The sequence below is a fragment of the Sediminicola sp. 1XM1-17 genome (assembly GCF_037203765.1).
GTDB lineage: Bacteria > Bacteroidota > Bacteroidia > Flavobacteriales > Flavobacteriaceae > Sediminicola.
In genome coordinates, this window is record NZ_JBBCAS010000001.1 from 372,415 (window position 1) to 398,593 (window position 26,179).

Consider the following 26,179-nt stretch of genomic DNA (forward strand, 5'->3'; position numbering starts at 1 on the left):
TCCACTTCAATTGAAGTGGATTTTTTTTGGCCCAAACTAGGGTCGGTGTAACATTTATCGAATTTTTGCGACAGATATTAGCGGAGTATTGTACTTTCAAGCAACTAATCTAAATCTTTGTAACATGGGTAATTTTTTATTGATACCGGTAATATTAATCGGTTTGGTCATTCTTTTTTCTTCTTTTTTTACGGTAAAACAGCAAACTGCGGTAATCATAGAACGATTTGGTAAGTTTCAGAGCATCAGGACTTCGGGACTTCAAATGAAAATTCCCTTGATCGATAGGATTGCAGCACGGGTGGGACTTAAAATACAACAGTTGGACGTGATTGTGGAGACCAAGACTTTGGACGATGTGTTCGTTAAACTAAAGGTTTCGGTTCAGTATGTGGTTATAAAATCCAAGGTGTATGAGGCATTTTACCAATTGGAATACCCACATGACCAGATAACCTCCTATGTATTTGATGTGGTCCGTGCGGAAGTACCAAAAATGAAATTGGATGATGTTTTTGTTAAAAAGGACGACATAGCCATTGCTGTAAAAACAGAATTGCAGGATGCCATGCTGGATTATGGATATGATATCATCAAGACCTTGGTGACCGATATAGATCCTGATGCCCAGGTGAAGGAGGCAATGAATAGGATCAATGCGTCGGAGCGGGAAAAGATTGCCGCCCAATTTGAAGGTGATGCCGCCCGTATCCTTATTGTTGAGAAGGCCAAGGCCGAGGCAGAAAGCAAGAGGTTGCAGGGACAGGGTATTGCCGATCAGAGAAGGGAAATAGCCCGCGGGTTGGAAGAGTCCGTGGAAGTGCTGAACAAGGTGGGAATCAATTCCCAAGAGGCATCGGCCTTGATTGTTGTTACCCAACATTATGACACCCTTCAGTCTATTGGTGAAGCCACGAATACCAACCTAATTCTATTGCCAAATTCGCCCCAGGCTGGGAGCGATATGCTCAATAACATGGTGGCCTCCTTTACAGCTAGCAATATGATAGGGGAATCTATGAAAAAAAGCAAATTGGGGAGTGCTTCGGAAATAAAAAGGCCTAAGAAGGATTAACATAAATCCCATAATGAAGAAACCCACCCTATTCCTTCAATCAGGGAATGGGATGGGTTTTTGCTTTGATGTTAGACATCGTAGCTAGGTAAATTTTTTAAGGACTTTCTTTAAAATAAAACCGAGTAGTACTTTTTGTAAAACACCACTGAATTCCCCAAAAATATGTGTTGGATAAAAGGTTTCCTTGGATTTCTTGATGTTAAACCTCAAAGACTCCCTACTGATATCCTTTTGTAGTCTTAATATTTTTAAGCGTTCGTCTATTTCCTCAAAGGAACTGTATTTTTTGGCGATCATATCTCTTCAAAATAAAATTCAGAAAATTTCTCCAACAGCGGCTTGTTCAATTTATCCTTAAAGACATAGGCCACTATACCCATTAGGATATAGAAAAGACCTACGCACAAGAAGCCGTAGAAGGTATTTTCCAAGGCTTGTCCAATCCCAAAGGCGGCTGCGAAGGAGAGGATAAACAATGCCAATAGCGCAATGGAGCCAAGTAATAGCATTTTAATGAGGGAAGTAACCGCTTTCATTAAGACCTTAAAGGTCTTTAGTTGGTAGTACTCCCTACTGTGCTCTACAAAGGCCCTCGCATTAGCATCTGCCTCAGAAAGATTTTCCTTTAGTTCTTCAAAAGCCATAGGCGATTATTTCTGAAGTTGGGCATTTTTCTTCCTCAACTCCTCCAGTTTCTTTTCTAAAGTTACAATAATATCATCTGCCTTGTAGCTCATGCTGGAAATTGTTTTTTCCAAGGTTTGTTCAAAATCGGCCTTCTTGGCATCTGCGGTCTTGGATAGCTCTTCAGTAAGCTGCGAAATACGATCGGTTACATCCTGTTTGGTATCCAATGCCTTTTTCTTGATTTTATTTCTGGTCTTCTCTCCCTTGTCGGGTGCATAAAGTATTCCCACGCCAATTCCTATGGCGGCTCCGGTTAATAGGGCCAAAAATGTATTACCTGTATTGTCTGACATATATATGGATTTAAAATTAATATTCAATGGTCGTAAAAAGATACAATCAAATTATGAGGGGCTCTGTTAAGAATCGGTTAAATCGACTTTTATCGATAGGGATCGATGCCCTCCTATGTCCTTTTGTCCAAAACTAGAGCGGAAATCGTAGGAAGATTGATGCCATCCATAAAACTTTTGACTGTATTCTAAAGATAGACATTTTAGCGTTATTAAGTAACTTTTGACTACAAAGTGTACATATGGCAGTTAAAAAACAAAAAAGCCCCGTAAAGGGGCTTAAAACAGGTCGTTTTCAATAGAAAATAACCATTGGTATGTTATTGTACATAACTTTTTATTATACTATTCTTTTTCTTGGATTTTCCCCCAAGTATCCCTTAAACCAACTGTTCGGTTGAATATGAGTTTTTCAGGGGTGGCGTCCTTTTCAATATTAAAGTATCCCAAACGTTGAAATTGAAAGATATCCCCTATTTTGGCTTCTTTTAGACTGGGCTCAACATATCCGGTGACGATCTCCAAAGAATTGGGGTTCACAAACTCCATAAAATCTTTCTCTTTATGGCCATCTGGGGTAGCATCGTTGAACAGACGGTCGTACAATCTAACTTCTGCAGCTACCGCATGTTTAACAGATACCCAATGAAGGGTTCCCTTTACTTTTCTCAAGCTTTCCTCCGTTCCGCTTCCACTTTTGCTTTTGGGATCATAGGTACACTGAATTTCGGTAATCTTGCCCTGGTCATCCTTGGTGCAGCTTTCGGCCTTGATGATATAACCATTTTTGAGTCGTACCTCCCCGCCCAATTTCAGTCTGAAATATTTGCGGTTGGCCTCTTCTTTAAAGTCGTCCTGTTCAATAAACAGCTCTCTAGAAAAAGGTACCTTTCGGTATCCTGCTGTTTCGTCCTCTGGATTGTTTTCTGCTTCCAACCATTCCTCCGCTCCTTCCGGATAGTTGGTAATGACCAGTTTAATGGGATCCAATACCGCCATTACCCGAGGTGCAATTTTATTGAGGTGCTCCCTAACGCAAAATTCCAATAAGGAAACATCCACAACATTCTCTCTTTTGGCAATACCAATGGTGTCAACAAAATTGCGGATGGATTCTGGGGTGTAACCTCTCCTTCGCATCCCGGAGATGGTTGGCATACGTGGATCGTCCCATCCTGTTACTACTTTTTGTTCTACAAGTTGCAAGAGTTTCCGTTTGCTCACCACGGTATGGCTAAGATTTCTTCTGGCAAATTCCCTTTGTTTGGGGCGTACCTTTTCTGGATCTACCACTTGGTCCAAAAACCAGTCGTAAAGTTCGCGGTGCATGGCGAACTCCAGCGTACATAGGGAATGGGAAACTTGTTCTATATAATCGCTTTCACCATGGGTCCAGTCGTACATCGGATAAATACACCAATCGGTATTTGTCCTGTGGTGTGCTTTGTGTAGGATTCTATAAAGAATGGGATCCCTCATCAGCATATTGGAGGAGGACATATCAATCTTGGCACGCAAAACATGTTCTCCCTCCTTGAATTCCCCATTTTTCATGGCGTTGAACAAGGCTAGGTTTTCCTCAACGGATCTAGTCCTATACGGACTATGGGTTCCAGCTTCCGTGGGAGTGCCTTTTTGTTTGGCTATATCCTCTGAGGACTGACTGTCTACATAGGCTTTTCCTTGCTCAATTAGCATAATGGCCCAGTCGTATAATTGTTGAAAGTAATCGGATGCATAACACTCGGTATCCCATTCAAAGCCAAGCCATTGTACATCTTTTTTAATGGCATCTACATACTCTTGTTCTTCCTTGGCCGGATTGGTATCATCGAACCTTAGATTGACCGGTGCATTGTACCTTAGACCAAGGCCAAAATTTAAACAGATGGAGCTGGCATGGCCCACATGCAAATATCCATTGGGTTCAGGTGGAAATCGGAATCGGAGTTTTTCTTTGGAGAAGCCATTGGCCAAATCCTCATCAATAATGTGCTCTATAAAATTAAGAGACCTGGATGTTTCGCTCATGAGTTTTTATTAAGAGCACAAATGTAGCAAAAATGCATTGATCCTATTATAGAAATGCGGATGACCATGTAATAAAAGGGTTTCACAACAGATTTAATCTCTAAGACAACAATAAGTTTTGGGCCGTATAATTAAATGTAATATTTGTTGTTATATAGAATAGAGCTGTAAGGTTATCAAGATTTTATCAACAATTTAAAATCTTTTCTGCATCAATCGAATAAAAAGATTCCCATTTGGTTCTATGAATAAGCCAAAAATTATGAGATCAAATACTACTACTAGGCCCTTCATTGTTTTACTTGCCTTTTTATTATTGGGATGGTCACATACTGTTGCGCAGACTTTGAACAAACCAATTCCAGCGGACAACCCCAATATGGCGGGCAATTCTCCATGGACTGCCGTTTGTGCTTCAGCTGATTTTAATGAATATTATGTAAAGTTTACTTGGAACACTCCTTTGGTGAACAGCAACAATGCCTTTATATTGGAATTGTCCGATGCCAATGGAAGTTTTGCAAATCCTGTAGAGCTGGCATCCGATAATACAAAAAATACAAACTTCAATTTCGATTTCAGATTTGAATTACCGACTACAACACGGGGAGAAGGATATAAGCTTCGTGTAAGAAGTACGAGTCCAGCGAAGACAAGTCCGGCTTCAGATGCTTTTTCCATGTACTATATAGATTTTAAATCATCCCTATTGATCAGTCCAAACGGAAATGGAAATATACCTACTGGAGGTACAATTGAACTTTGTGACGGTAATAGTGCAACCCTAGCGGTACATAACGTAGACAATGCGGAAACCTATCGGTATAATTGGTACCGAAGTGGAACTCCATTGGCGGAGAAGGGTCATTCCATAACTGTTGACCAAGCGGGTATATATATGGTAGAGGTAGATTACGGTTCTGTATGTTCCGGTTCTGCGAATACCTTATCCAATGATATAGAGATAACCACTGGGGCAAGTTTGGGGATTGCCATAAACGAACCGTCAAAAACTGCCTTGTGCAGTGGGGAGTCCCAAACATTGGAGGCTAATATTATGGGGCAGGGCCTTACCTACACTTGGTTCAAAAATGGCGAGGCCATTACCGGTCCTGTCGTGGATGCCCATACCTATACCGTGGACGCATCGGTTCCAGGTTTTGAAGGAGATTATGCCGTGGAAATTGATGGGGATGGGACGTGTTTGGAACGTTCGTCGGCCATTGCCATTACCAATGCGGGAGACTTTACGGTTACAAGGAGCAATGAAGCAAACATGGTTTTATTGCCGGGCCAGACAAAAACACTTTCGGTGGCTACCACTGCCGCTACACCTGTGTACCAATGGTACAAGGATGGTGCCCTATTAACCGGACAAACTGCCAATACAATAGATATAGATGAACCTGGGGTTTATAATGCCAGGGTATCCCAAAGTGGGGGCGCTTGTGCTTCCACCGCTATAGATTCCGAACCAACTTCCGTTGTTGTTCCGGTGTCCTTTGAAATTAACATTGCCTACACCACCGAATATGAGGATTGCAAGGAGACCAGCGTTGTTTTGGGTATTGACAAAATTAATGCTCTTGATTCAGAAGGCGCAAAAACAGATGTGACCTCCGTTCTACTTAACAGCTTTGCCTACCAATGGAAAAAAGATGGCGTCATTGTGAACGGTGCTACGGCAAATACCATTAGTCTAACCGAGATTTCCGAAAATGGGGTTTACGACCTAGAAGCTGTTTTAGATACGTATAACCCCACCTCCAATGAATTGAATGTGTTGCTTTTGGTCAATGAAGACTTGGCCATTGAAGCCAGTAGCACGGTAATTTGTAACGATTCGGAATCAATCACCATAAGTACCACTACAGATTTATCAGCCGCTACTTTTGATTGGATGAAGGATGGGGTAAACCTGAACCGTGCAACGGAAATATTGAATATTACAGAAACTGGAAAATACCAATTGGTAGTATACAGGAACGGTTGTCCCTTGCCTTCCAACGAGGTAAACATTTCTCCATTGGATGATTCGTTGATCACCTTAGATTCACCGGATACTGTTGTTTTTCCTTCGGGAGGATCTAAAACGGTTACCGCAAGTGGAGGAACTTCTTACCAATGGTTTGATATGAACAATACTGAACTCAGTGACTCTGCCTCGGTAACCTTTACAGAAGTGGGCAGCTATTTATTGGTGGCCAAAATTGATAACTGTGAGATTACCAAACAGATCTCCGTGGCATTGCAGGATACTTTCAAAGTGCCCAATGTGATTACGGTGAATGGTGACGGCATCAATGACCAGTGGATCATACCCAATACCTATTCCAGAAATAAAGACATCAATGTACTGATCTATAATGCCAAAGGAGAGGTTATTTTAAATGTGAAAGACTATCAAAACAACTGGCCAGAGTCTACTACGGCTTTTTCCAAACAGAACATGGTTTTTTACTATAAAATAAAAACGGATAAAGAGGTATTAAAACAAGGTACCATAACTATCATACGTTAATTAAGATGCTTAAGCAACCACTTATATATATTCTTTTGTTTATCATGGTACTGACCAAGGTCGGTGCACAGGAGGAGAACCCTTTTGTGGCCTATGATGTGCCAGCACAAAACCTATTGAAGTTTAACCGCTTCCTGATAAACCCCACCTTTTCAACGGTTAGGGAGGATAAATCCTATATCAATCTTTTGCACAGAAACCAATCGGTTTCGTTTGATGACAATAATCAAACTTATTTTTTGAGTTATAGTGGACGTATTGATGACAGATCCGGGCTTGGGCTGAGTCTTTATACCCAAAGAGAGGGTATAATCAGCAACTATGGAGTCCTGGCCAATTACGCATATGGAATTAAATTAAGTGATAAAAGCAACTTTACCTTTGGGGCCAATGTATCCTACTACAATAGTGGCTTTGACCAAAATAGGGCAAATCCCATTGAGGAAGACCCTTTGTTGAATGGTTTCCAGGATAGCTCCCTACTATCCGTTCAACCGGGATTCAATATCTCTTATGGTAAATTCGATTTCGGGATGTTTGCTGAAAACCTGTTCGACTACAATATGAAGAGCAGCAAGTCGGTGACCCAGTTCAATGAGAAAACATTTTCGGGCCACCTACAATATACCCATCAGTTTAATAATCAAACTGGAATTTTGGAGTCAGGCCGATTGATGCCCATGGCACGGGTGCGCAAAGTGGGTGAAAATGAAGTGGTCCTGGGCGGAAGCCTTATATTGGACCTTCCCAAATTGGGTTGGTTACAAGCAGGATATGATGACTTTTACGGTGCTGCCGCAGGGGTTGGGTTCAATTTGAACAAACGTATATCCTTAGGTTATACCATGGAAAAGGGCCTTTCGAGCAATTTTGACAACTTTGGTGTTACCCATGAGATTTCTCTTGCCTATTCCTTTACGCCCAACCTAACCGAGGACCGTGTAATGTTGGAAAAGAAGGAAGAAGAATTGGCCAATTTGGAAGAAGAATTGGATAAAGGAGAGGCTCTAACCTCCAAGGATGAGGAAATAGAAAAACTTAAAAAGGCTTTAGCAGAAAACAATGAAATTCTAGCGGAACTTATGTTCCGTCAGGATTCTTTGGAAGAGAACAGAAAAACCGATTTGGAAAAGCGGTTTGAAATGGTCATGCGGATGGTGCGCAATGAAACCCAAGGTAAAAGACCGGATTTGGAAGACAAGGCCAAGAAGATGTATTTCTTGAACAATGACAATGTCGTGGTTGCCAACATCAAAAAGGATTTCATGAAGGAAGAACCTACCATGAAGGACGATTTTAAAAGGCCTTTACCTACAATCAACAACAATGAACCAAGTGGTATAAATAACAGGGAACAGGTAAAAGATGTAGTTGTGGCCACAAAGGCTACTGAGGAAGATGAGTTTACCCAAGTTGCCAAAAAGAACAACATTAAAAGTAGAAGGTTCCGTAATCTTGAAGGTGTAGCAGACGGTTACTACGTTGTTGCCAACGTTTACAAAGGGGAGCACTATTTAAATAAATTTGTGTCCGATCTAAATGCAAAAGGTCTGGAGGCCGATTATTTTACCAATAACAACAATGGCTTAAAATATGTGTATCTGAAACGTTACGATACCTGGCAGGAGGCCGTTGCGGCACATAATTCAAATGTTGATGGCTCTTATGCTGGAGATAAATGGATCATGAACGTGGACAATACAAAATATACCGATCCAGATAAGGCTTATGTGGACAATGTGTCCAAGATTAAAAAACAGTCTTCCAAGTATGGCGTAGACGTGCTTCAAAAGAATATTGTGGCCAAGGATAAATTGACTTCTACTACACCATCAACCCAAACCTTTAAGATCAATGGCGTGGATTCTGGTTATTATATTATTGCGAATGTATTCTCAAATGCAAACAATGCCAATCGCTTTGTAAAGATGTTGAATGCACAAGGATTGAATGCCAGCTATTTCATCAATCCAAAAAATAACTATCGTTATGTATATCTCAAAAAACATGGTTCTTGGAACAATGCCCTAGTATCCTACTATTCCAAAATCAACCAAGCTTATGACCAGAAAATGTGGATCATGAGGGTTACCCCCAACCTTATCGCTTAATCATGTAAAGAAGTAACCCTCCCCATAGTCTTCTATGGCTCCTATTATCGGACCTTCTTTCTTAAATGTAGAATATCAAATTGGAGGCTTACCTCCATCATTATGAATTGGAGCATGATCACAGGTTGCCCGGTGGAAGATGATACCTATAGCACACCAAGATGGTCATTTAAGAATCCCAGGGGTATGCTGGACCGTCTTTTAAAGAGCGCGGATGTATCCCAATGGCAAGATATTTAAAGGGCCATCCTTTAGTCGATAATAGCTGCATCCTGTCGATACGGGCATTTTTGACCTTTTTATAGAAAAAGAGATCACACCATACGCAAAATGCGTTTCACAACATAATTATACGACCCCACAACAATAACTTCCCAACCTCGGTATTATAGACAATATTTGTTATTGAATACTTGGCTATTGGAAGTCCCCCACGTTAATCCTACAATACCCAGTCATTCAAAAATAATAACAACGGATGTCCGCACGATATATTTTTTGCGGGTTTTACCAAACGAATTAGCCGAATGAAAGTAACATTCTATTCAAAAATAATCTTGGGATTGGTGATTCTATTGGGTTACACCGGTTTTGCGCAGCAATTCAATAATTTTGAAGTGCGGTACCAGAACAATATCAAGGGAGACCTAACTTTTATTGCCAATAATATCGTCAATAGGGATGGGGGAACAGGAACTACCAGGCCCAATAATGCCTACAACAACCTAAGCACCAATGGGAACGGTAATACTGAGACAGGGGGCGCCAATAATTACAACGACTCCAAGAACATGCAATATATTGATGTGGATAGTGACCCATCAACCTTCAGTTCCAGTAGTGCTACCTTGGCTTACCCCTCTCCGGAATGTAATCAGATAAGGTACGCCGGGCTCTATTGGTCTGCGACCTACCCAAGTGCCCAAGCTGGTCAGGCTGTGGGAACGGGGAGGCAGAACGATTTTAATAGGGTTAAATTAAAGGTGCCTGGTGGCTCATACGTTGATGTAACTGCTGATGAAATTCTGTACGACGGCTTTACTAGTACGGATAACAGTATGCGACAAAATAGCCCGTATGCTTGTTATGCCGATGTCACCTCAATATTAACTGCTCAAGCCAATCCACAAGGAACTTACACCATTGCAAATATTCGTTCGGTTACGGGTTCCCTTTCTCCTGGTGGTGGGGCCGCAGGTGGGTGGACTTTAGTTATTGTATATGAAAATCCAACAGTTACTGGTAAGCTCATTACCACGTTTGATGGATTTGCCAGGGTAAGAGGAGCTGATCCACAGGTAGATGTAAACTATGCAGGTTTTAAAACAATTCCTGCTGGTCCCGTAAGAGCCAATATTGGTGTTGCGGCATTGGAAGGAGATTTTAGGATCAGTGGTGATCAATTGAGTATTAAGGCCGCAAGTAAGGCTACGTTTACCCAATTGAGCAATGCCACCAATCCCATAGACAACTTTTTTAATAGTAACATAACCCAAAATGGAGCTGTAGTAACTACTAGAAACCCAAATAGTGCCAATACATTGGGTTATGATACCGATATCTTTTTGTTGGACAACCCCGCGAACGCTACTTTGCCCAACTCGGAAACCGCAGCAACTTTTAGGTTTACGTCAACAGGTGATCAATATTATCCTTTTTTCAATTCCTTCAATGTAGAGATCATTGAACCGGAAATCGATGTGACAAAAAATGTAGAGGATGTGGCCGGTAATGACATTTCCAACGCTGATGTTACCTTGGGTCAGGAAATGTTCTACACCCTTAAATTCCAAAATATTGGTAATGATAATGCGGTAAACTTTACCCTAAAGGACGCACTTCCTACCAATGTGGATTTTGTCCCTAGTGGTTTGGTGCTCCCTGCACCAATCAATGGAAATGCAATAACTTATGTTTATGATCAAGTCAAACATGAGGTAGTTTTTACCATTCCAAAAGAATTTGTAGAAAAAGGAGACCCACGATACACCATAAAATTAAAAGTGCGCGTAGTCCCTGATTGTTACAGGCTAAGGGATGCCTGTTCCAATATTATTCAAAACATCGCATACGCAACGTATAGCGGTGTATTTAACAATAATGTCATCTCTGATGATCCCAGTGTTTCCAAATTTGACAATTGTGGATATGCGGTGCCCGGTGCTACCAACTTCTTGGTAAATTTAGGGGATTGTGATTTTACCAGAGAACAATATTTGTGCGGTAGCACAGCAACCTTGACAGCCGGTACCGGATTTGACACGTATCAATGGAAGGATGAAAACGGTAATGTTGTTGGGAATACCCAAAGTATTGTAGTGACCAAACTAGGTACTTACACGGTAACAAAAACAGCTCCTGCACCTTGTTTGAGCTTTGATGAGGTGATCAAAGTGGTTCCTTTTACCAATAACGTACCCAACCCGGTAATCCCCTACGCAGATGAGGTGGCAACCTGCTCCAATGATGGATCTGCCTTGCCAAAAATTTTCCTTTGTGGGGCCAATGATGAACGTTTAATTGAAACTACGTTTACAGATGCCATTTCTTTTGCATGGCAGAAATTGAATGAAGGCAGTTGTTCTGCTCCTGCTTCAGACAATTGTGTTACCACAAATGCGTCTTGTGTATGGACCACTGTGGCCACCACGGAAGACTACACGGCCACAGAAGCGGGAACATTTCGTTTTGTAGTAAATTATGAAAATGGCTGTTCCAACAGGTTCAATTTTAAGGTGTATGAGAACATATTAACGCCCAATGTCATCAAAAAAGACATTATGTGCGGACAACCTGGGAATATTACCATTACCAACGTACCGGGTAGTTATGAATATAGTTTAAACCAAAATGATTGGAGTAATTCCAATACTACTGGTGTATTTGATATAGCCACCCCTGGTGCTTATAATGTATACATCAGACAACAAAATGTATCGACAAACCCTTGTATCTTTGAGGTAAAGAGTATTGATATTTTTCAACGTAACTTTTCCGTTAACGTAACCAAAACAGATCCTTTCTGTGCCAATGGAAAAGGTACGATCAGCATTTCAGTTAATGATGTAGACCCCCAATATTATTATGAATTAAGGCAAGGTGGTGCCTTGGTCGATTCGTTTGGTCCTTCTGACGATAACAATTACACCTTTAATTCTGTAAACGTAGGAAACTATACAGTGATAGCAACTACGGATGATGGTTGTTCCTATACCCAAAATGTAAGTATCAATTCAAGTTCTTCCTTGTCTGTTTCGGCTGTTGTTTCTCAAAATGTGAGCTGTAAGGAAGGTAATATCCAAGTAAAAGGTGCAGGTGGTTCTGGAAAGTACTTCTATGCCGTTTGGAGCTATGTTGATGAAAATGGAGCTGGAGGGCCACTATATGCTGATGTAAATGATATTCCAGCCTCGGCATACCAAACCAGTGTAATTTTTGATGTTAAGATCGGGGAACAGGGAACCTACCAATATGTGGTTCTGGATGATAATAACTGTGCCGCCATTTCGAACCCAGTAACAATAACCTTGGAGGAGGAAGCGGATTACAATATTACGCACACCGATGAGACTTGTTTTAATGCCAATGATGGAAGTATTAGCGTTGATCTTATCAATAGCAATGGCTTTACCGTAGAATACAGTTTGGATGGTATAACTTTTACCAGCCAAAAGAATTATTACAATCTGGCCCCAGGGGATTATACATTGTATGTTCGTCTTAAGAAAGGGAATAACGGGTGTGATTATGATTATCCAATCACTATTAATCCTGCTACGGAAATTACTGCAACGGCTACCTTAACACAGAATTATACCTGTTTGCAAAATGGGATCATTACTTTTTCTGGTGCCACAGGTGGTTCGGGAAGTTATCAATACAGTTTGGACGGGGTCACTTTTGGTGCCGCAACCACATATTCCAATTTAACCAATGGCACCTATTCTCCAAGTATAAGGGACACAAACAACCCTGCCTGTATTATAGCCCTGCCACAAATTGTCATTGATCCACTTACACCTCCAACAGACTTGAGCTTTAGCGCTACACAGATCACGTGTGCCGTGCCTACCTCAAATGTTACTTTAAGCACTACAGGTGGGAAAGGGATATTGACCTATAGAATGACAAGTCCGTCTGTAAAAAACCCTGATTCTACCGATGGGGTTACAGCTACCTTCAATGGATTGGCTGTAGGTACCTACTCTTTTGAGGTGACCGATGAGAACAACTGTATCTATACCGAAAACTATACTATTAATGACATCACCTATATTGCCGTTAATGGAGCTTTAGTGAACAACGTGAGCTGCTTTGGTGGTAATGATGGGGCAATTGATTTCAATGTAGCCGGCTTTGGGACCACCTATCAGTATACCATTAACGGTGGGACCGCTGTAACGGGTCAGTCCTCTGCGACAATCAATTTAACGGGTCTTACCGCAGCAAATTACACCATAGAAGTTACGGACGAGGCAACTGCCTGTACCGATACTACAACAATAACAGTAAACCAACCTTCAGCTGCATTAGGATTTACCTTTAATGTGACACCGCTTACTTGTACAGCAAATGGATCTGTTTCCATAACCGCTACCAATGGTTGGGGAGGATATACCCACCAATTGACACAACCCGATGGAAGTGTTCTTGGACCAAAGGCAGGCAATGTATTTTCTGGGCTTACCCAGACCGGAAACTATACTATTAGTGTAGCCGATGCCGGTGGATGTATTGTAACAAATACCTTTAATATTACCGCCCCCGTAAATCCTACGGTTAGCTTGGATCCCACTACGGACCTATGTTATTCGCCCGCAACAGGCGTAAGCTTAACTGCCAACGCTTCTGGGGGGGTAACGCCATATACCTATAGTTTAAATGGGGCGCCTGCACAAAACGGAAATGTTTTCAACAACCTTACCCCTGGATCATACTCAGTAGTGGTTAGGGATGCATATGGTTGCACCACAACTTCCAATACAGTTGTAATTAACCCACAACTAACTACCTCCTCGGTTTTGACCAAGGAATTGGACTGTAGTGCTTCTCCAGATGCAGTAATAGATATTACCATTAATGGAGGATATACCGCTTATTCCTATCAAATCAATGGAGGCGCAAGTACTCCAGTGGTAGGGAATACCATAACTTATACTACGGCAACCGACGGTTCTTTTATCTTTTTAATAACAGACAGTGAAGGTTGTACAGCCCAAACAACAGTGGTTGTTGATCCAATATCAACTCCTGTGGCTACTCACAATGCCATTGATCCCGACTGTGATGGTGCGACCAATGGAAGTGTTGAAATAATTATAGATGGCAATTTTGGAACACCGGCTTATCAAGTAGATTTTAATGGAATGGGCCTTTCTTCCCAAACCTTATATACCGGTCTGGGTGCGGGTACCTATACTTATATTGTAGAGGACAGTAAAGGGTGTACCTATACCGACAGCGTAACATTATCAACCCCTAACCCTATTGCTGCAGATGCCGTATTGACTCAACCCTATACCTGTTTACAGAATGGAACCATACAAGCTCAAAATGTAACGGGTGGCACAGCTCCTTACACGTATAGCATTGATGGTGTTACTTTTGTTGGTTCCGATACCTTTGCCAACTTAACGGATGGTACTTTTACTATTACTGTAAAAGATGCCAGTGGTTGTACGTTTGTAACCAATAGTGTAGTAATTCCTGCACTAGATCCACCAACAGATATTACCTTTAGTGCAACGGCACCAAATTGTCCCGCACAAACATCAGATGTAACGCTTACAGTTATTGGTGGTACAGGGGGGATTACCTATGAAATTACAGCCCCAGCCGCGTTCAACAACGGAAATAATAATGTGTTTTCTGGATTGGCTCCAGACACCTATACCTTTTTGGTGACCGATGCCAATGGTTGTTCTTATTCAGAAACATTTACCATATCACCTGTAACCCCTATTAACATTGTTGGCACTTTGGTGAGTAACGTGACTTGTATGGGTGCGGCTGACGGGGTTATATCTTTTGATGCTTCCGGTTTTACCTCAACGTATCAATATACCATTAACGGGGGAGCACCTGTGACCAATCAGTCAGCGACTACTACAACTATTAATGGTTTGGTTGCCGGGGATTATACTATAGTAATCACGGATGAAACCACCCTGTGTTCCGATACTACCACCATTACGGTAAGCGAACCGGCCACACCATTGGCTATAGATACTATTTCTGTTACGGATCCAACCTGTTCTCCTAGTGGAACAGTGCCTGGTTCTGTTTCCATCACCGCTTCTGGTGGATGGGGCGGCTATACTTATGAAGTTACAGACCCTAGTGGCGTAGTAACTTCCAATAGTTCAGGAACTTTTGGCAGCTTGTTGGATACTTCAGCATCTTACAATGTAACGGTTACCGATGCAAATGGATGTGTTGTTCCCGGTACTTTTACAATAAATCCAATTATTGCACCAGATTTGACCATCAGTGCCAACAACTTGTGTTATGATGCCACTGTTGGTTTAACCATAACAGCTTCCGTTGTTTCTGGAGGACAGTCACCTTTCCAATATAGAATTAATGGGGGCGCCTACCAGTCTGGAAATGTATTTAGTGGGTTGGCTCCAGGGACCTATACCGTTGATGTAATAGATAGTAAGAACTGTACTGATTCAGAAACAATAACCGTTAACCCAACGCTTTCCGTAAATGCGACCTTGGTTAAGGATTTGGATTGTAGTGCCAGTCCGGCTGCAGATATCAGTGTTGCCATTTCAAATGGTACCACGCCATATACCTATGAAGTTTTTAAAGATGGAGCATTGTTCCAAGCCAGTATGGCCGTAGGAGCAACCCCATTTACTTACAACACCGCAACTGCTGGTTCTTATGAATTCGTAATTGCCGATGGTTCTGGATGTACTGTGACTTCCAATACAATTATAGTAAGTAGTAATACCCCACCAACGGCAGTACCAGTAGTTACGGACCCACGTTGTGCAGGCTCTGCCGATGGTTCAGTAAACCTAGGTGTTTCTGGGGGTACTCCTCCATATCAAATTGTATTCAATGGCAGCGCCCCATCTACCCAGACGGTATACTCAGGTTTGGCAGCAGGAAATTATAATTATACCATTACAGATTCCAAAGGGTGTCAAATTACAGGTACGGTCACATTAACCGATCCTGCCCCTATGACTACTACCTCTTCTGTTTCTCAGGACTATACATGTACTTCCGGATCGGCAACGATTACCGTAACGGGTACAGCTGGGGGTACTGCACCCTACCAATACAGTATTGATGGGGTGAATTTTGGAGCAGCTACTACATTCAGTGGATTAATGGCCGGAACTTATACCATTACCGCTAGAGATGCAAAAGGGTGTACGGCGACCAGTACACAAACTATTGATCCATTGAACGCTCCTACAGACCTTTCATTTGCTCCATCTGCAATGACCTGTCCTGCCATAGTTAGTAACGTTACCGTGACGGTAACCGATGGAAACGGACCATTCATTTATAAGATTGTAGCGCCCGCTCTTAAAGCTACCAATAACGGCAACAACAACACCTTCGTAGGATTGACTCCAGGGACCTATACGTTTGAAGTTACGGATGCCAAGGGATGTTCTATTCGAAAAAATTATACGATCAATACCATACCTAGAGTTAGTGTATTGTACCAATTGGTTAAAAATGTAACCTGTAAAGGGGACGCCGATGGAGAGTTTGCCTTTACGGCAAGTGACTTTGTTTCTACCTTTAGCTACACTGTTGTAAATAGCTCGGGAGTTACTGTACAATTTGAAAATAATATATCTACGACCACACCTATATCTGTTCCTAATCTTGCAACTGGAACGTATAGTGTAAATGTAACCGATGATCAGACTACCTGTACCGCTTCGGCACCAGCATTGATCAGTGAGCCCATTTCCCCATTAAATTTCACGTATACCAATACCGATGTAACTTGCTTGAACAATGCAGCCATTACGGTAAACGCTACAGGAGGATGGGGATCATATCAATACCAGTTAATGGATGCAACAAGTACGGTTACCATAGTGCCTTACCAAGGAAATAGGGTTTTCAGTAATGTTCCGGCTGGTGATTATACCATTTATGTAATGGATGCCAATGGATGTGTTGTCAACAAGCCCATCTCCATTGCACCTCCTTCCACACCTAACTTGGTACTAGGGGCCAACTCAGATCTCTGTTATGACGCTGATGGGGTTACCATCGAACTAGAAGCATCCGGTGGACAGAGTCCGTATAGATATAGGGTAAATGGAGGGGCTTATCAGTTCAGCAATACTTTTACGGGACTTATTCCCGGCACCTATGATTTTGATGTCACGGATGTTTATGGCTGTAGTGCTGTTACATTACAAATAGTTGTTCCCAAAAGATTTATTGTGGCAAGTGCGGTTTTAACAAAAGACCTTACATGTTCCGCGCCAACCGATGCCGTAATTGACGTGTCTATAAATGGTGGATACACGCCATATGACCGCTATGAATACAGTACCGATGGAGGTGCAACTTTTACTCCTGGAGGAGCCTTGGCCGGAGCTACATTTACTTTCAGCACCAATGTCCCTGGCGATTATATTTTCAGAGTTTTTGATGATTATGGCTGTGATGCATACTCCAATCCTGTGACCGTAAACTCAACGGAACAACCGGAATTGACAGTATCGGCCACAGATCCGTTGTGTAATGGTGATAGTACTGGTACTTTAAATATTACAATTGACACATCTAAAGGAATTGGGCCTTTTACAACAGAAGTTATAAATGTGAGTAGTACAGTTAACTACGGAAGTCAAACTGCTGGTTTGCCTGCAGGAAATTATGAAGTGACCATTACTGATAGCAAGGGATGTCAATCAAATCCTTTTGCCATTACCATTGGGCAACCAGATCCAATTGCCTATGATTATTCTGTAACTCCTATCCAATGTGATGCGGGTGGAGTAACTCCTGGGACAATAACTGTTGAAAACCTTTCTGGAGGGACTGCTGAATTTAGCTATTTCCTAACTGGTAATAATGGGTACTCGCAACAATATGTTACTACCTCGGGAGGGGAAAATTATACTTTTACCATCTTGGAATTTGGTATCTATGAAATAGATGTCGTTGATGCCAATGGATGTTCTTTGCGTAAAACAGATATTATTGCTTCTCCACCAGATGATTTAGATATTGATGTTTCAGCTATTACAGCTGATTGCTCGGTAGGAGGAACTGCTGTTGTTACCGTTTCTTCTGCAACCGGGAGTGGTAATTATGAGTTTGCGATATTGGATCGTTATACAGCTCCGTACGCAGATCCAACTGCCTATCAGCCTGCTGATGGAGGAACTCCAGAAACTACGACCTTCACAGGCTTGACACCTGGGATTACCTATACTTTTGTTGTACATGATCTTACAAATAATTGTTATTATTTTGAATCTGCAGCATCGCCAATAGATTCGCCTTCGAATTTAAGCTCTACATGGGATGCAATCACAGACGTTACATGTAAAGGGGCAGCGGATGGGTCGATATCATTTAGTTTTGATAATTATGATGTCGGGGCAACTGATGTGACATACGAAATATTCAATGCACAATCAAATGCATCAACTGGAATAACTGGAAGTTCTCCAGTGAACCCGCCAGCAGGACCAGTTAGTGTTTCAAATTTAGGGCCATTGGCACCAGGCATTTACTACGTACTTTTCAAAGAAGTAGGTGGTGCTTATAATGATTGTTCAGTAGGAACTGAGAATTTTACTATTGATGAATCCTCTGTTTTATTGGAATTGACCGCTAGTTCGGTTAAGGATGACAATTGCATGACCAATGCAGGGATCATAACCGGAACAGCAAAATATGGTACTTCCCCTTATCAATATCAATTCCTGACTCCTGCTGACCCTGCTCCAACGGCAACAAGTCCGGGATGGATTTCTCAGAATTATGCAAATGTGGAATACGGTGATTATATCATTTATGTAAAAGATGCAAACAACTGTATTGTTTCTGATGCCGTTACCAATGATTTGGAACCGGAATCAACCATTTCTATTGCGCTGACCACGGCTTGTGCCAATGAAGGATTTTATGAAATAACGGTAACCTTGGATAATGATGGAGTTGCTCCATACTATATGAGCATAGATGGCGGTTCTTTGGAGCCGGTTAATCTTAATAATTCTGGGGATTCGGTAGTAATTACCAACATTTCCTCTGGAAATCATACCGTGAGGGTTGTAGATTCCAGTGGTTGTGGGGAAGCTGCAGAACTTATTACAATACATCCTCCATTGTTCGCAAGGGCAAGTGTAACTGCTGAGGAGCAGTGCAACCCTTCCAACAGTGCAGAAGTGACCATTATAACAGACGGTGGTTCCAATGATTTTACATTTACCCAAACCAATCCGGCAGGTCCTTCTCAAGTCAATAATGCTGTATTTACTGGGTTGACAAGTGGTACCTACGATTTTAGCGTGGTAGATAATATAACAGGATGTTCCAAAAATGTTTCTGTTACCATAGAGGCACCTGTTGATCCAACATTTAGTTTGTCTGCAACAGATGTAAGTTGTTTTGGTGGTACTGATGGAACAATTACCGTTAGTTTGGACGCTGGTAATTTGGATTCACCTTACGTGTACAGCTTGGATGGGGGCACTACAACCCAAAATTCCAATGTATTTACCGGTTTGAGTCAAGGAAACTATACCGTTACGGTAATTTCAGGAAAGGGATGTACCCATGATGAAACTAGCACCATTACCGAGCCCTCAGAGCTTACTATAACGGCCACTGCCTCTGACTATACATGTGATGATAACGCCAGTACGGTAACGGTAACCGTTGAGAATGACGGTACAGGGAATCCATCCGGTACCGCTCCATACCTGTACAGTTTCAACGGTGGTTCTTTCCAATCGGACAGCACTTATAGGGTAGCTTATGGCTCTCCCGATGTGAGTGTTATTGTTAAAGATGACAACGGATGTACCACGTCTATTTCTGTGCCTGTTCCTGCAAAACAAAAGGTTACGGCCAGCATAAACCAAATACAGTCAATTGATTGTTCCAATGACGAGATTATTGCAATAATTCCAGCTGATGGCTCTGGAGACTACACCTATACAGAATTGCCTAGTGGTAATGCGGTTGCGGATCCTTCAAATATTGTCTTGACAGCGCCAGGCAACTATGTATATGAGGTATTGGATAATATTACCAATTGTACATTTGTCGTTGAGCATAACATCGCTCCTTATGATTTCATTAAGGTAACCGCATCCTTGGTATCTGATGCCACCTGTAGTGATAGTTCTGATGGGCAGATGCAAATTAATATTACGGGTTATATAGGGACTTTTAATTATCGAGTTTTGGATAATGTAGGGAATCCTGTTGCAGGAGCTGCTGGAAGTTCGGATGCCGTATCAGATCCATTTAACTATGTGATTCCACAAACATTGCCTGCTGGGACCTATACCGTTGAAATAACAGAAACCCAAGACCCATTCTGTTTTGAAGTTTCCAATTCAGTGACCATAGATGCCCCAGAAGAAGTGATTGTGGTTGAAGTAAGCAATACTCCTGATAATTGTAATGAAGATGCCATTGTAGTGGTACAGGCCAGTGGAGGAACAGGACCTTATACCTATGCCGTTGTCTTGGATGGTGCCGCTGTTCCAGGGGCCTTCCCAGAGGATGAAACGCTAAACCTTGACTTTAGTCTTGGCTCAAACTGGGATGTATATGCACAAGATGCCAATGGTTGTATTTCACAAGTATTGGATATTACCATCACGGAGGATACCAGACCAGACATTTCATTGGCTATTGTTGATGAATGTGAGGCTGAAGGCAGCTATTCGGTAAATGTAAGTATGGATGCTGTCAATACTGGCGTAGCTCCATATAGAATTAGAATAGTTGGAAATGCTTTCCAAAATATAGCAGCTTTCCCATATACGTTCAGCAACCTGTCTTCAGGATCATACGATATAGAAGTGGTGGATGCCAATGGTTGTGGTGAAATTGAATCCATTACCATTAGTCCAGAGCTTGAATTTACCGCTTCAGTTAACTCCCAGCCTACTTGTACAACCAACGATGGGGTTATCGATTTTGCTGTAACGGGTGGATCGGGAGTTAACACTGTAGAATTGTTCGAAGCTGATGGAATTACCCCAACCGGGATTGCTCCAGCTGGAAACCAATTTACAGGAGTGGCCTTTGGAACCTACATAGTTCGTGTTACGGACAATACCCTAGGAAACCCTGCCAATTGTACCAAGGAAGTACAAGTAACTTTGGAAGAGCCGACACCTGTAACCCTACAGCCTACCCAGAAAACAGATATTAGTTGTTTTGGTGCAGCGGATGGAACTATAAATGTGAGATTGGTTGCCCCAGGCGCGGGAGTCAATGACAATCCTCCGTATATCTATACCATAAATAACGGAACAGACCCTGCCATTACCCAAAACAATGGGTTCTTCTCAGGGTTAAATCCGGGCATCTATGACATTACAGTTTCTTCTAACCGCAACTGTGTAATTACAGATCAGGTGACTATTTTGGAACCACTACAATTGGTGGCCTCTATAAGCAATGTAATTGATTTTGCCTGCGATGCGAACAATACTGCGCAGACAGCCTCTTTTGATATTACTGCTGACCCTACTACAGGAACAGGACCATACTTTTTCAGTGTCAACGGTGGCGCCTATTTTGAAGGGACTGGAGCAGCCAAGAATAATTATACCTACGTAACCAATGTCGCGGGTAATTTTACAGTGAATGTTAAGGACAACAAAGGATGTACGATTGTTGCTCCATTGACGCAAACAATTGACCCATTACCTATAATCACTGATGTTACCTTTACACAACAAACGGCCATTACCTGTATCAATGATGAGGTGGTACGTTTAACGGTGACTGGTGGTTCTGGTGATTTCACTTTCGATCTGTTACCTGTGGGAGGGGCGACTGTTGCCCATGGCCCAGGTGTTTATAGTACGGACTATACATTGACCACTGTTGGCGATTATACCTTTAGAGTTACAGATAATGTAACAGGATGTTATTTTACAACAACCCCTTACACCATAGCCCCTTACGATATTATAGATGTGAAGGCTACGGCAATCAAACCAGTAACCTGCTTTGGGGATTCTGATGGGGAAATGAGCCTTGAGGTCTTCAATTACCTAGGTAATTACACCTATGAAGTATTGGATGGAACTGGAGCCTCTATAACTGGGGTGGTAGCTTCCAACACTTCTAGCAACCCAAGGACTATTTCCGGACTGCCTGCAGGGAACTTTACAGTACGTGTAATCGCTACCGATTCTCCATTCTGCGATGATATCACAAATACAGTGACCATAGCCTCCCCTAATGCTGCTATAAGTCTTATTGAAACCAATAATGTAAATGCTAATTGTAACATTGGGGCACAAGTGAGTGTTAAGGCCAATGGGGGAACCCCAGGGTATACCTATGCGTTTATCCCACAAGGAAATCCTATAACACCAGCAGATTATCAGGCAAGTGCTACGGCAACGGTAAACCCTGCTGTCTACCCTGCTAATTATGATGTGTATGTTCAGGATTCTAGGGGATGCTTTACCTTCATCACCGTTACGGTCAATGAAGATCCTACACCAACGGTCTCTGTACCAGCCTACGCGGACGATCAGTGTACATCAAATGGAACCTCATATACATTTACGGCAACGGGTACTGGAAAGGCACCATTGCAATACAGTGTAGGTAACGGCTTCCAATCCAGTGCAATCCTTACTGTATCCGCACCTGGCACCTATACCGTTTCTGTGAGGGATGCCAATGGCTGTATCGCAACAACGCCTATGGTGATAATGCCACCTTTGGGAGCAACGCCTATTGCTACTTTACAACCTTCTTGTGGAGCCAGTGATGGAGAGGTTACCGTGACCGCAGCAGGAGGTTCAGGAAATTACCTATATGAACTACAGGATGAATTCGGAGCCCAATTGGTGGCACCTCAAGCATCTAATCTTTTTGCTGGATTGGCACCTGGGAATTATATTACCGTTCTTCATGATAATGGAGGCCCTGGATGTAGTACACAGGCACCGGTTTCTTTGGAAATACCTACGCCAGTTGTATTTACCTTTACCCAAGAAAATGTGTCTTGTAATGGAGGGGCAGACGGTTCCATTGAGGTTATTCTTGATGCTTCCAATAATAATCCGCCGTACACCTATACCATATTTGATGGCACTACAAGCACTACCCAAAACAGCAATTTGTTTACAGGGTTGGCCGCGGGAGCATATGATATCACAGTTACTTCAGATAGGAACTGTGTCGATACACAAACCGTAACCATAATAGAACCATCTATTGTAACCGTAACGGCAACAAATACCGAGTTTGCATGTAATGCAAATAATTCGGTGGCCCAGGTAATTATTACTGCCACTGGCGCTAATGGTACTGCTCCTTATACCTATAGCATCAATGGAGTGAACTTTGTAAACTCCAATACTTTTGCCATAACGGACACTGGAGCTGTACAGAATATCACGGTAACCGTTAAAGATGATAACGGATGTACCAATACGACCATGGTCACCGTTAACCCATTGCCAAAAATTACAGCTGTGAATTTTACACAACAAACAGCGATTACCTGCATCAATGATGAAACAGTTCGCTTATCAGTTGTTGGAGGATCTGGAGATTTCAAATTTGATCTCTTGCCAATGGGAACCGCTACGGTTTCGCCGGGTGCTGGAGTACAAACAGCGGACTTCACTTTAACGGCAGTAGGGGACTATGTGTTCAGGGTAACAGATAATGTGACGGGTTGTTATTTTACAACCACTCCATATACAATAGTTCCTTTTGATATTATAGACGTTGTAGCTACTCCCACGAAACCGGTAACTTGTTTCGGGGATACTGATGGTGCCATGTCCTTACAGGTAAACAATTATGTAGGATCATATACGTATCAGGTATTCAGATCCAATGGTACGTCGGTGACTGGGGTTGTTGCTTCAAATACATCAACGAACCCAATAAGCATTACCGGATTGCCTGCAGGCAACTATTATGTAAATGTTGTAGCAACAGGGACACCGTTCTGTGATGATGTTTCAAACACCATTAAAATTGCATCACCGAACAATCCCCTGCAATTGATAACCGATATCACAGCTGAGGTAACCTGTTCCGACCTAGGGCAAATTACAGCGAATGGAACTGGTGGTTGGGGTACATATACCTACGCCATTGCTCAAGGAACACCACCATCAGCAGGAGATTTTACGACAAACAATGTTTTTGGAGGCCTTGCCGCTGGAACATATGAAGTATATGTGAGGGATTTGAACGGATGTGAGGTATTCTCTTCAGAAACATTGGTGCAGCCAGTTCAGATCAGTGCTACTGCTTCTGCTACGGCCACGATTATGTGTGAAGGAGATTTCGGAGGATCTATTACTACCACTGTTACCGGAGGTGGAAGGCCTGCGATTGATCCAACAGCTAGGTATAACTATATCCTTAACTATTTGGATCTGGGTATTTCTTCCGGACCACAATCGTCCAACATTTTTGCCAATTTGGCTGCTGGAAATTATACGGTAACCGTTACCGATGGTTGGAACTGTGACTTCACTACTGCAACGGTAGTGATCAACGAACCATCCAAAGTGGTTGCATCCTTGGCCATCACCCAAATGAATACCTGTACCGTTGGTGCCAATCTTAGATTGACCGCCAGTGGTGGAACTGCACCATACAGCTATAGTACTACAACTTCTGGAGTGTTCACCCCAATGGCGGGAAATACCGTTAGCTTGACCAATATGGCCGTAGGTGCATACGAATACTTTATCAGGGATGCCAATGGATGTATTTCAACTATATCCAATAGGGTAACAGTGGATGCAGTACCAGAATTAAAATTAACAACAGATGCCATTGTCAATGTGGGTTGTTTTGGTGAGGCTACCGGTCTTATCCAAGTAAGGGCCATTGGCGGATTGGGAGGATATTCCTATACCCTATTGGCACAAGACCAGATTACTGTGGTTAGGCCAGCACAGACCAGTAGAATATTCAATGATTTGGCTGCTGGAACCTATTACATACAAGTTGATAGTCAGGATTGTATGGACAGGGAGCAAGTGATTATTACCGAAGGAAATGAATTGACGGCCAATACGCCAATCGTAAACAACCCCATGTGTGCCGATGATTTTGGTAGCATAGAAGTTGGCTTGGTTGGCGGAACAGGTACATATCAATATGCCATTTCCCCTAACTTGAATCAGTTTAGCTCTAAAAATGTATTTACCGATTTATTACCTGGTACATATACTGTCATCGCACAAGACTCCAATGGTTGTAAGCCTTTCATATTCGATCTTGAAATAGTGGCACCACTTCCATTGGAAGTTACGACTACCTTGGTTCAATCGGAGATATGTGCCGGAAGCGAAGATGGTTCCATCACCATCGATATTACTGGCGGAACCGCACCATACAGTGCGGCTTTCAACTCTAACAACCCATCGGATTTTGTACCAGGACAAACCTCGTTCACCGATTTGGCAGCAGGGACCTATGTGATTTTTGTGAAAGACAGTCTAGGGTGTGAAACCAACATCATTGTGGAAATAGAGGAAGGCGTAAACCTAAACGCTGAGATAGAGCCTGTGTACGAATGTACAGGAGCTACTCCGGAAGCCTCAATTATCCTAACGTTGGCGGACATGTCAGTATCCGATGATGTCTTATACGCTTTGGATTCAACGGATCCAGCGGATATGGTATTGGATCCCAACTTTACCAATATTGCTCCAGGACAACATTATATCACGGTATCCCATGCCAATGGATGTATCAAGACCATTGATTTTGAAATTGAGCAATATGAGCCGTTAACATTGGTATTGGAGCAAAAGAACATCAATGAAATCACAGCAGTGGCATCAGGTGGAAGACAAAATTATACCTTCTATCTGGGAGATCAGGACAAGGGATCCAAAACTACATTCTTCATCAATAGAACAGATACCTATACAGTGACTGTTGTTGATGAGAACGGTTGCGAGGCTACACAACAAATATTTGTAGAGTTTATAGACATCGAAATTCCGAACTTCTTTACCCCAGATGGAGACGGACAAAACGACTTCTGGAAACCAAAGAATGAAGAATCGTGGCCCAATATACTAACCATAATATTTGACCGTTATGGTAGAGAGGTGTACAGAATGAGATTAAATGATCAAGGTTGGGATGGTTTCTATAAGGAGACCGAGCTACCAACTGGGGATTATTGGTACGTACTCAAACTGAAAGGAGAAGAGGACGACAGGGAATTTGTAGGTCACTTTACCCTTTATAGATAATAAAAGAC

Annotated in this window: 9 protein-coding genes; 5 read left to right on the plus strand and 4 right to left on the minus strand. The window is 42.2% G+C overall.

The window, feature by feature from the left end; translation table 11 throughout:
• The first annotated feature begins 124 nt into the window (after positions 1 to 124).
• A complete protein-coding gene (locus WAA86_RS01740; RefSeq protein ID WP_337299243.1) occupies positions 125 to 1,075 on the plus strand; it encodes an SPFH domain-containing protein in 951 nt (316 codons plus the stop codon).
• An 84-nt stretch (positions 1,076 to 1,159) separates the two neighbouring features.
• Here the strand turns inward: WAA86_RS01740 and WAA86_RS01745 are convergent, their stop codons facing one another.
• From WAA86_RS01745 to WAA86_RS01760, 4 genes are all read right to left on the minus strand, one after another.
• On the minus strand, positions 1,160 to 1,375 hold the full coding sequence (locus tag WAA86_RS01745) for a DUF6327 family protein (RefSeq protein ID WP_337299244.1): 216 nt from the start codon (positions 1,373 to 1,375) through the stop codon (positions 1,160 to 1,162).
• Entirely contained in the window at positions 1,372 to 1,722 is a 351-nt protein-coding gene (locus WAA86_RS01750) for a hypothetical protein (RefSeq protein ID WP_337299245.1), read from the minus strand. Before WAA86_RS01750 ends, WAA86_RS01745 begins: the two co-directional genes overlap by 4 nt.
• Before the next feature lie 6 nt (positions 1,723 to 1,728).
• Entirely contained in the window at positions 1,729 to 2,058 is a 330-nt protein-coding gene (locus WAA86_RS01755) for a YtxH domain-containing protein (RefSeq protein ID WP_337299246.1), read from the minus strand.
• A gap of 345 nt (positions 2,059 to 2,403) precedes the next feature.
• On the minus strand, positions 2,404 to 4,089 hold the full coding sequence (locus WAA86_RS01760) for a glutamine--tRNA ligase/YqeY domain fusion protein (protein WP_337299247.1): 1,686 nt from the start codon (positions 4,087 to 4,089) through the stop codon (positions 2,404 to 2,406).
• A gap of 262 nt (positions 4,090 to 4,351) precedes the next feature.
• Here WAA86_RS01760 and WAA86_RS01765 point away from each other — a divergent pair, with 262 nt between their 5' ends.
• From WAA86_RS01765 to WAA86_RS01780, 4 genes are all read left to right on the plus strand, one after another.
• Positions 4,352 to 6,610: a gliding motility-associated C-terminal domain-containing protein gene (locus tag WAA86_RS01765; protein ID WP_337299248.1), complete on the plus strand. Its 2,259-nt coding sequence runs from the start codon at positions 4,352 to 4,354 to the stop codon at positions 6,608 to 6,610.
• Positions 6,611 to 6,615: 5 nt separating this feature from the next.
• Positions 6,616 to 8,721: a PorP/SprF family type IX secretion system membrane protein gene (locus WAA86_RS01770; protein WP_337299249.1), complete on the plus strand. Its 2,106-nt coding sequence runs from the start codon at positions 6,616 to 6,618 to the stop codon at positions 8,719 to 8,721.
• A 102-nt stretch (positions 8,722 to 8,823) separates the two neighbouring features.
• A complete protein-coding gene (locus tag WAA86_RS01775; RefSeq protein WP_337299250.1) occupies positions 8,824 to 8,961 on the plus strand; it encodes a hypothetical protein in 138 nt (45 codons plus the stop codon).
• A 287-nt stretch (positions 8,962 to 9,248) separates the two neighbouring features.
• Complete coding sequence (locus WAA86_RS01780; protein ID WP_337299251.1) at positions 9,249 to 26,171, plus strand: T9SS type B sorting domain-containing protein; 16,923 nt, start codon at positions 9,249 to 9,251, stop codon at positions 26,169 to 26,171.
• Positions 26,172 to 26,179: the final 8 nt, after the last annotated feature.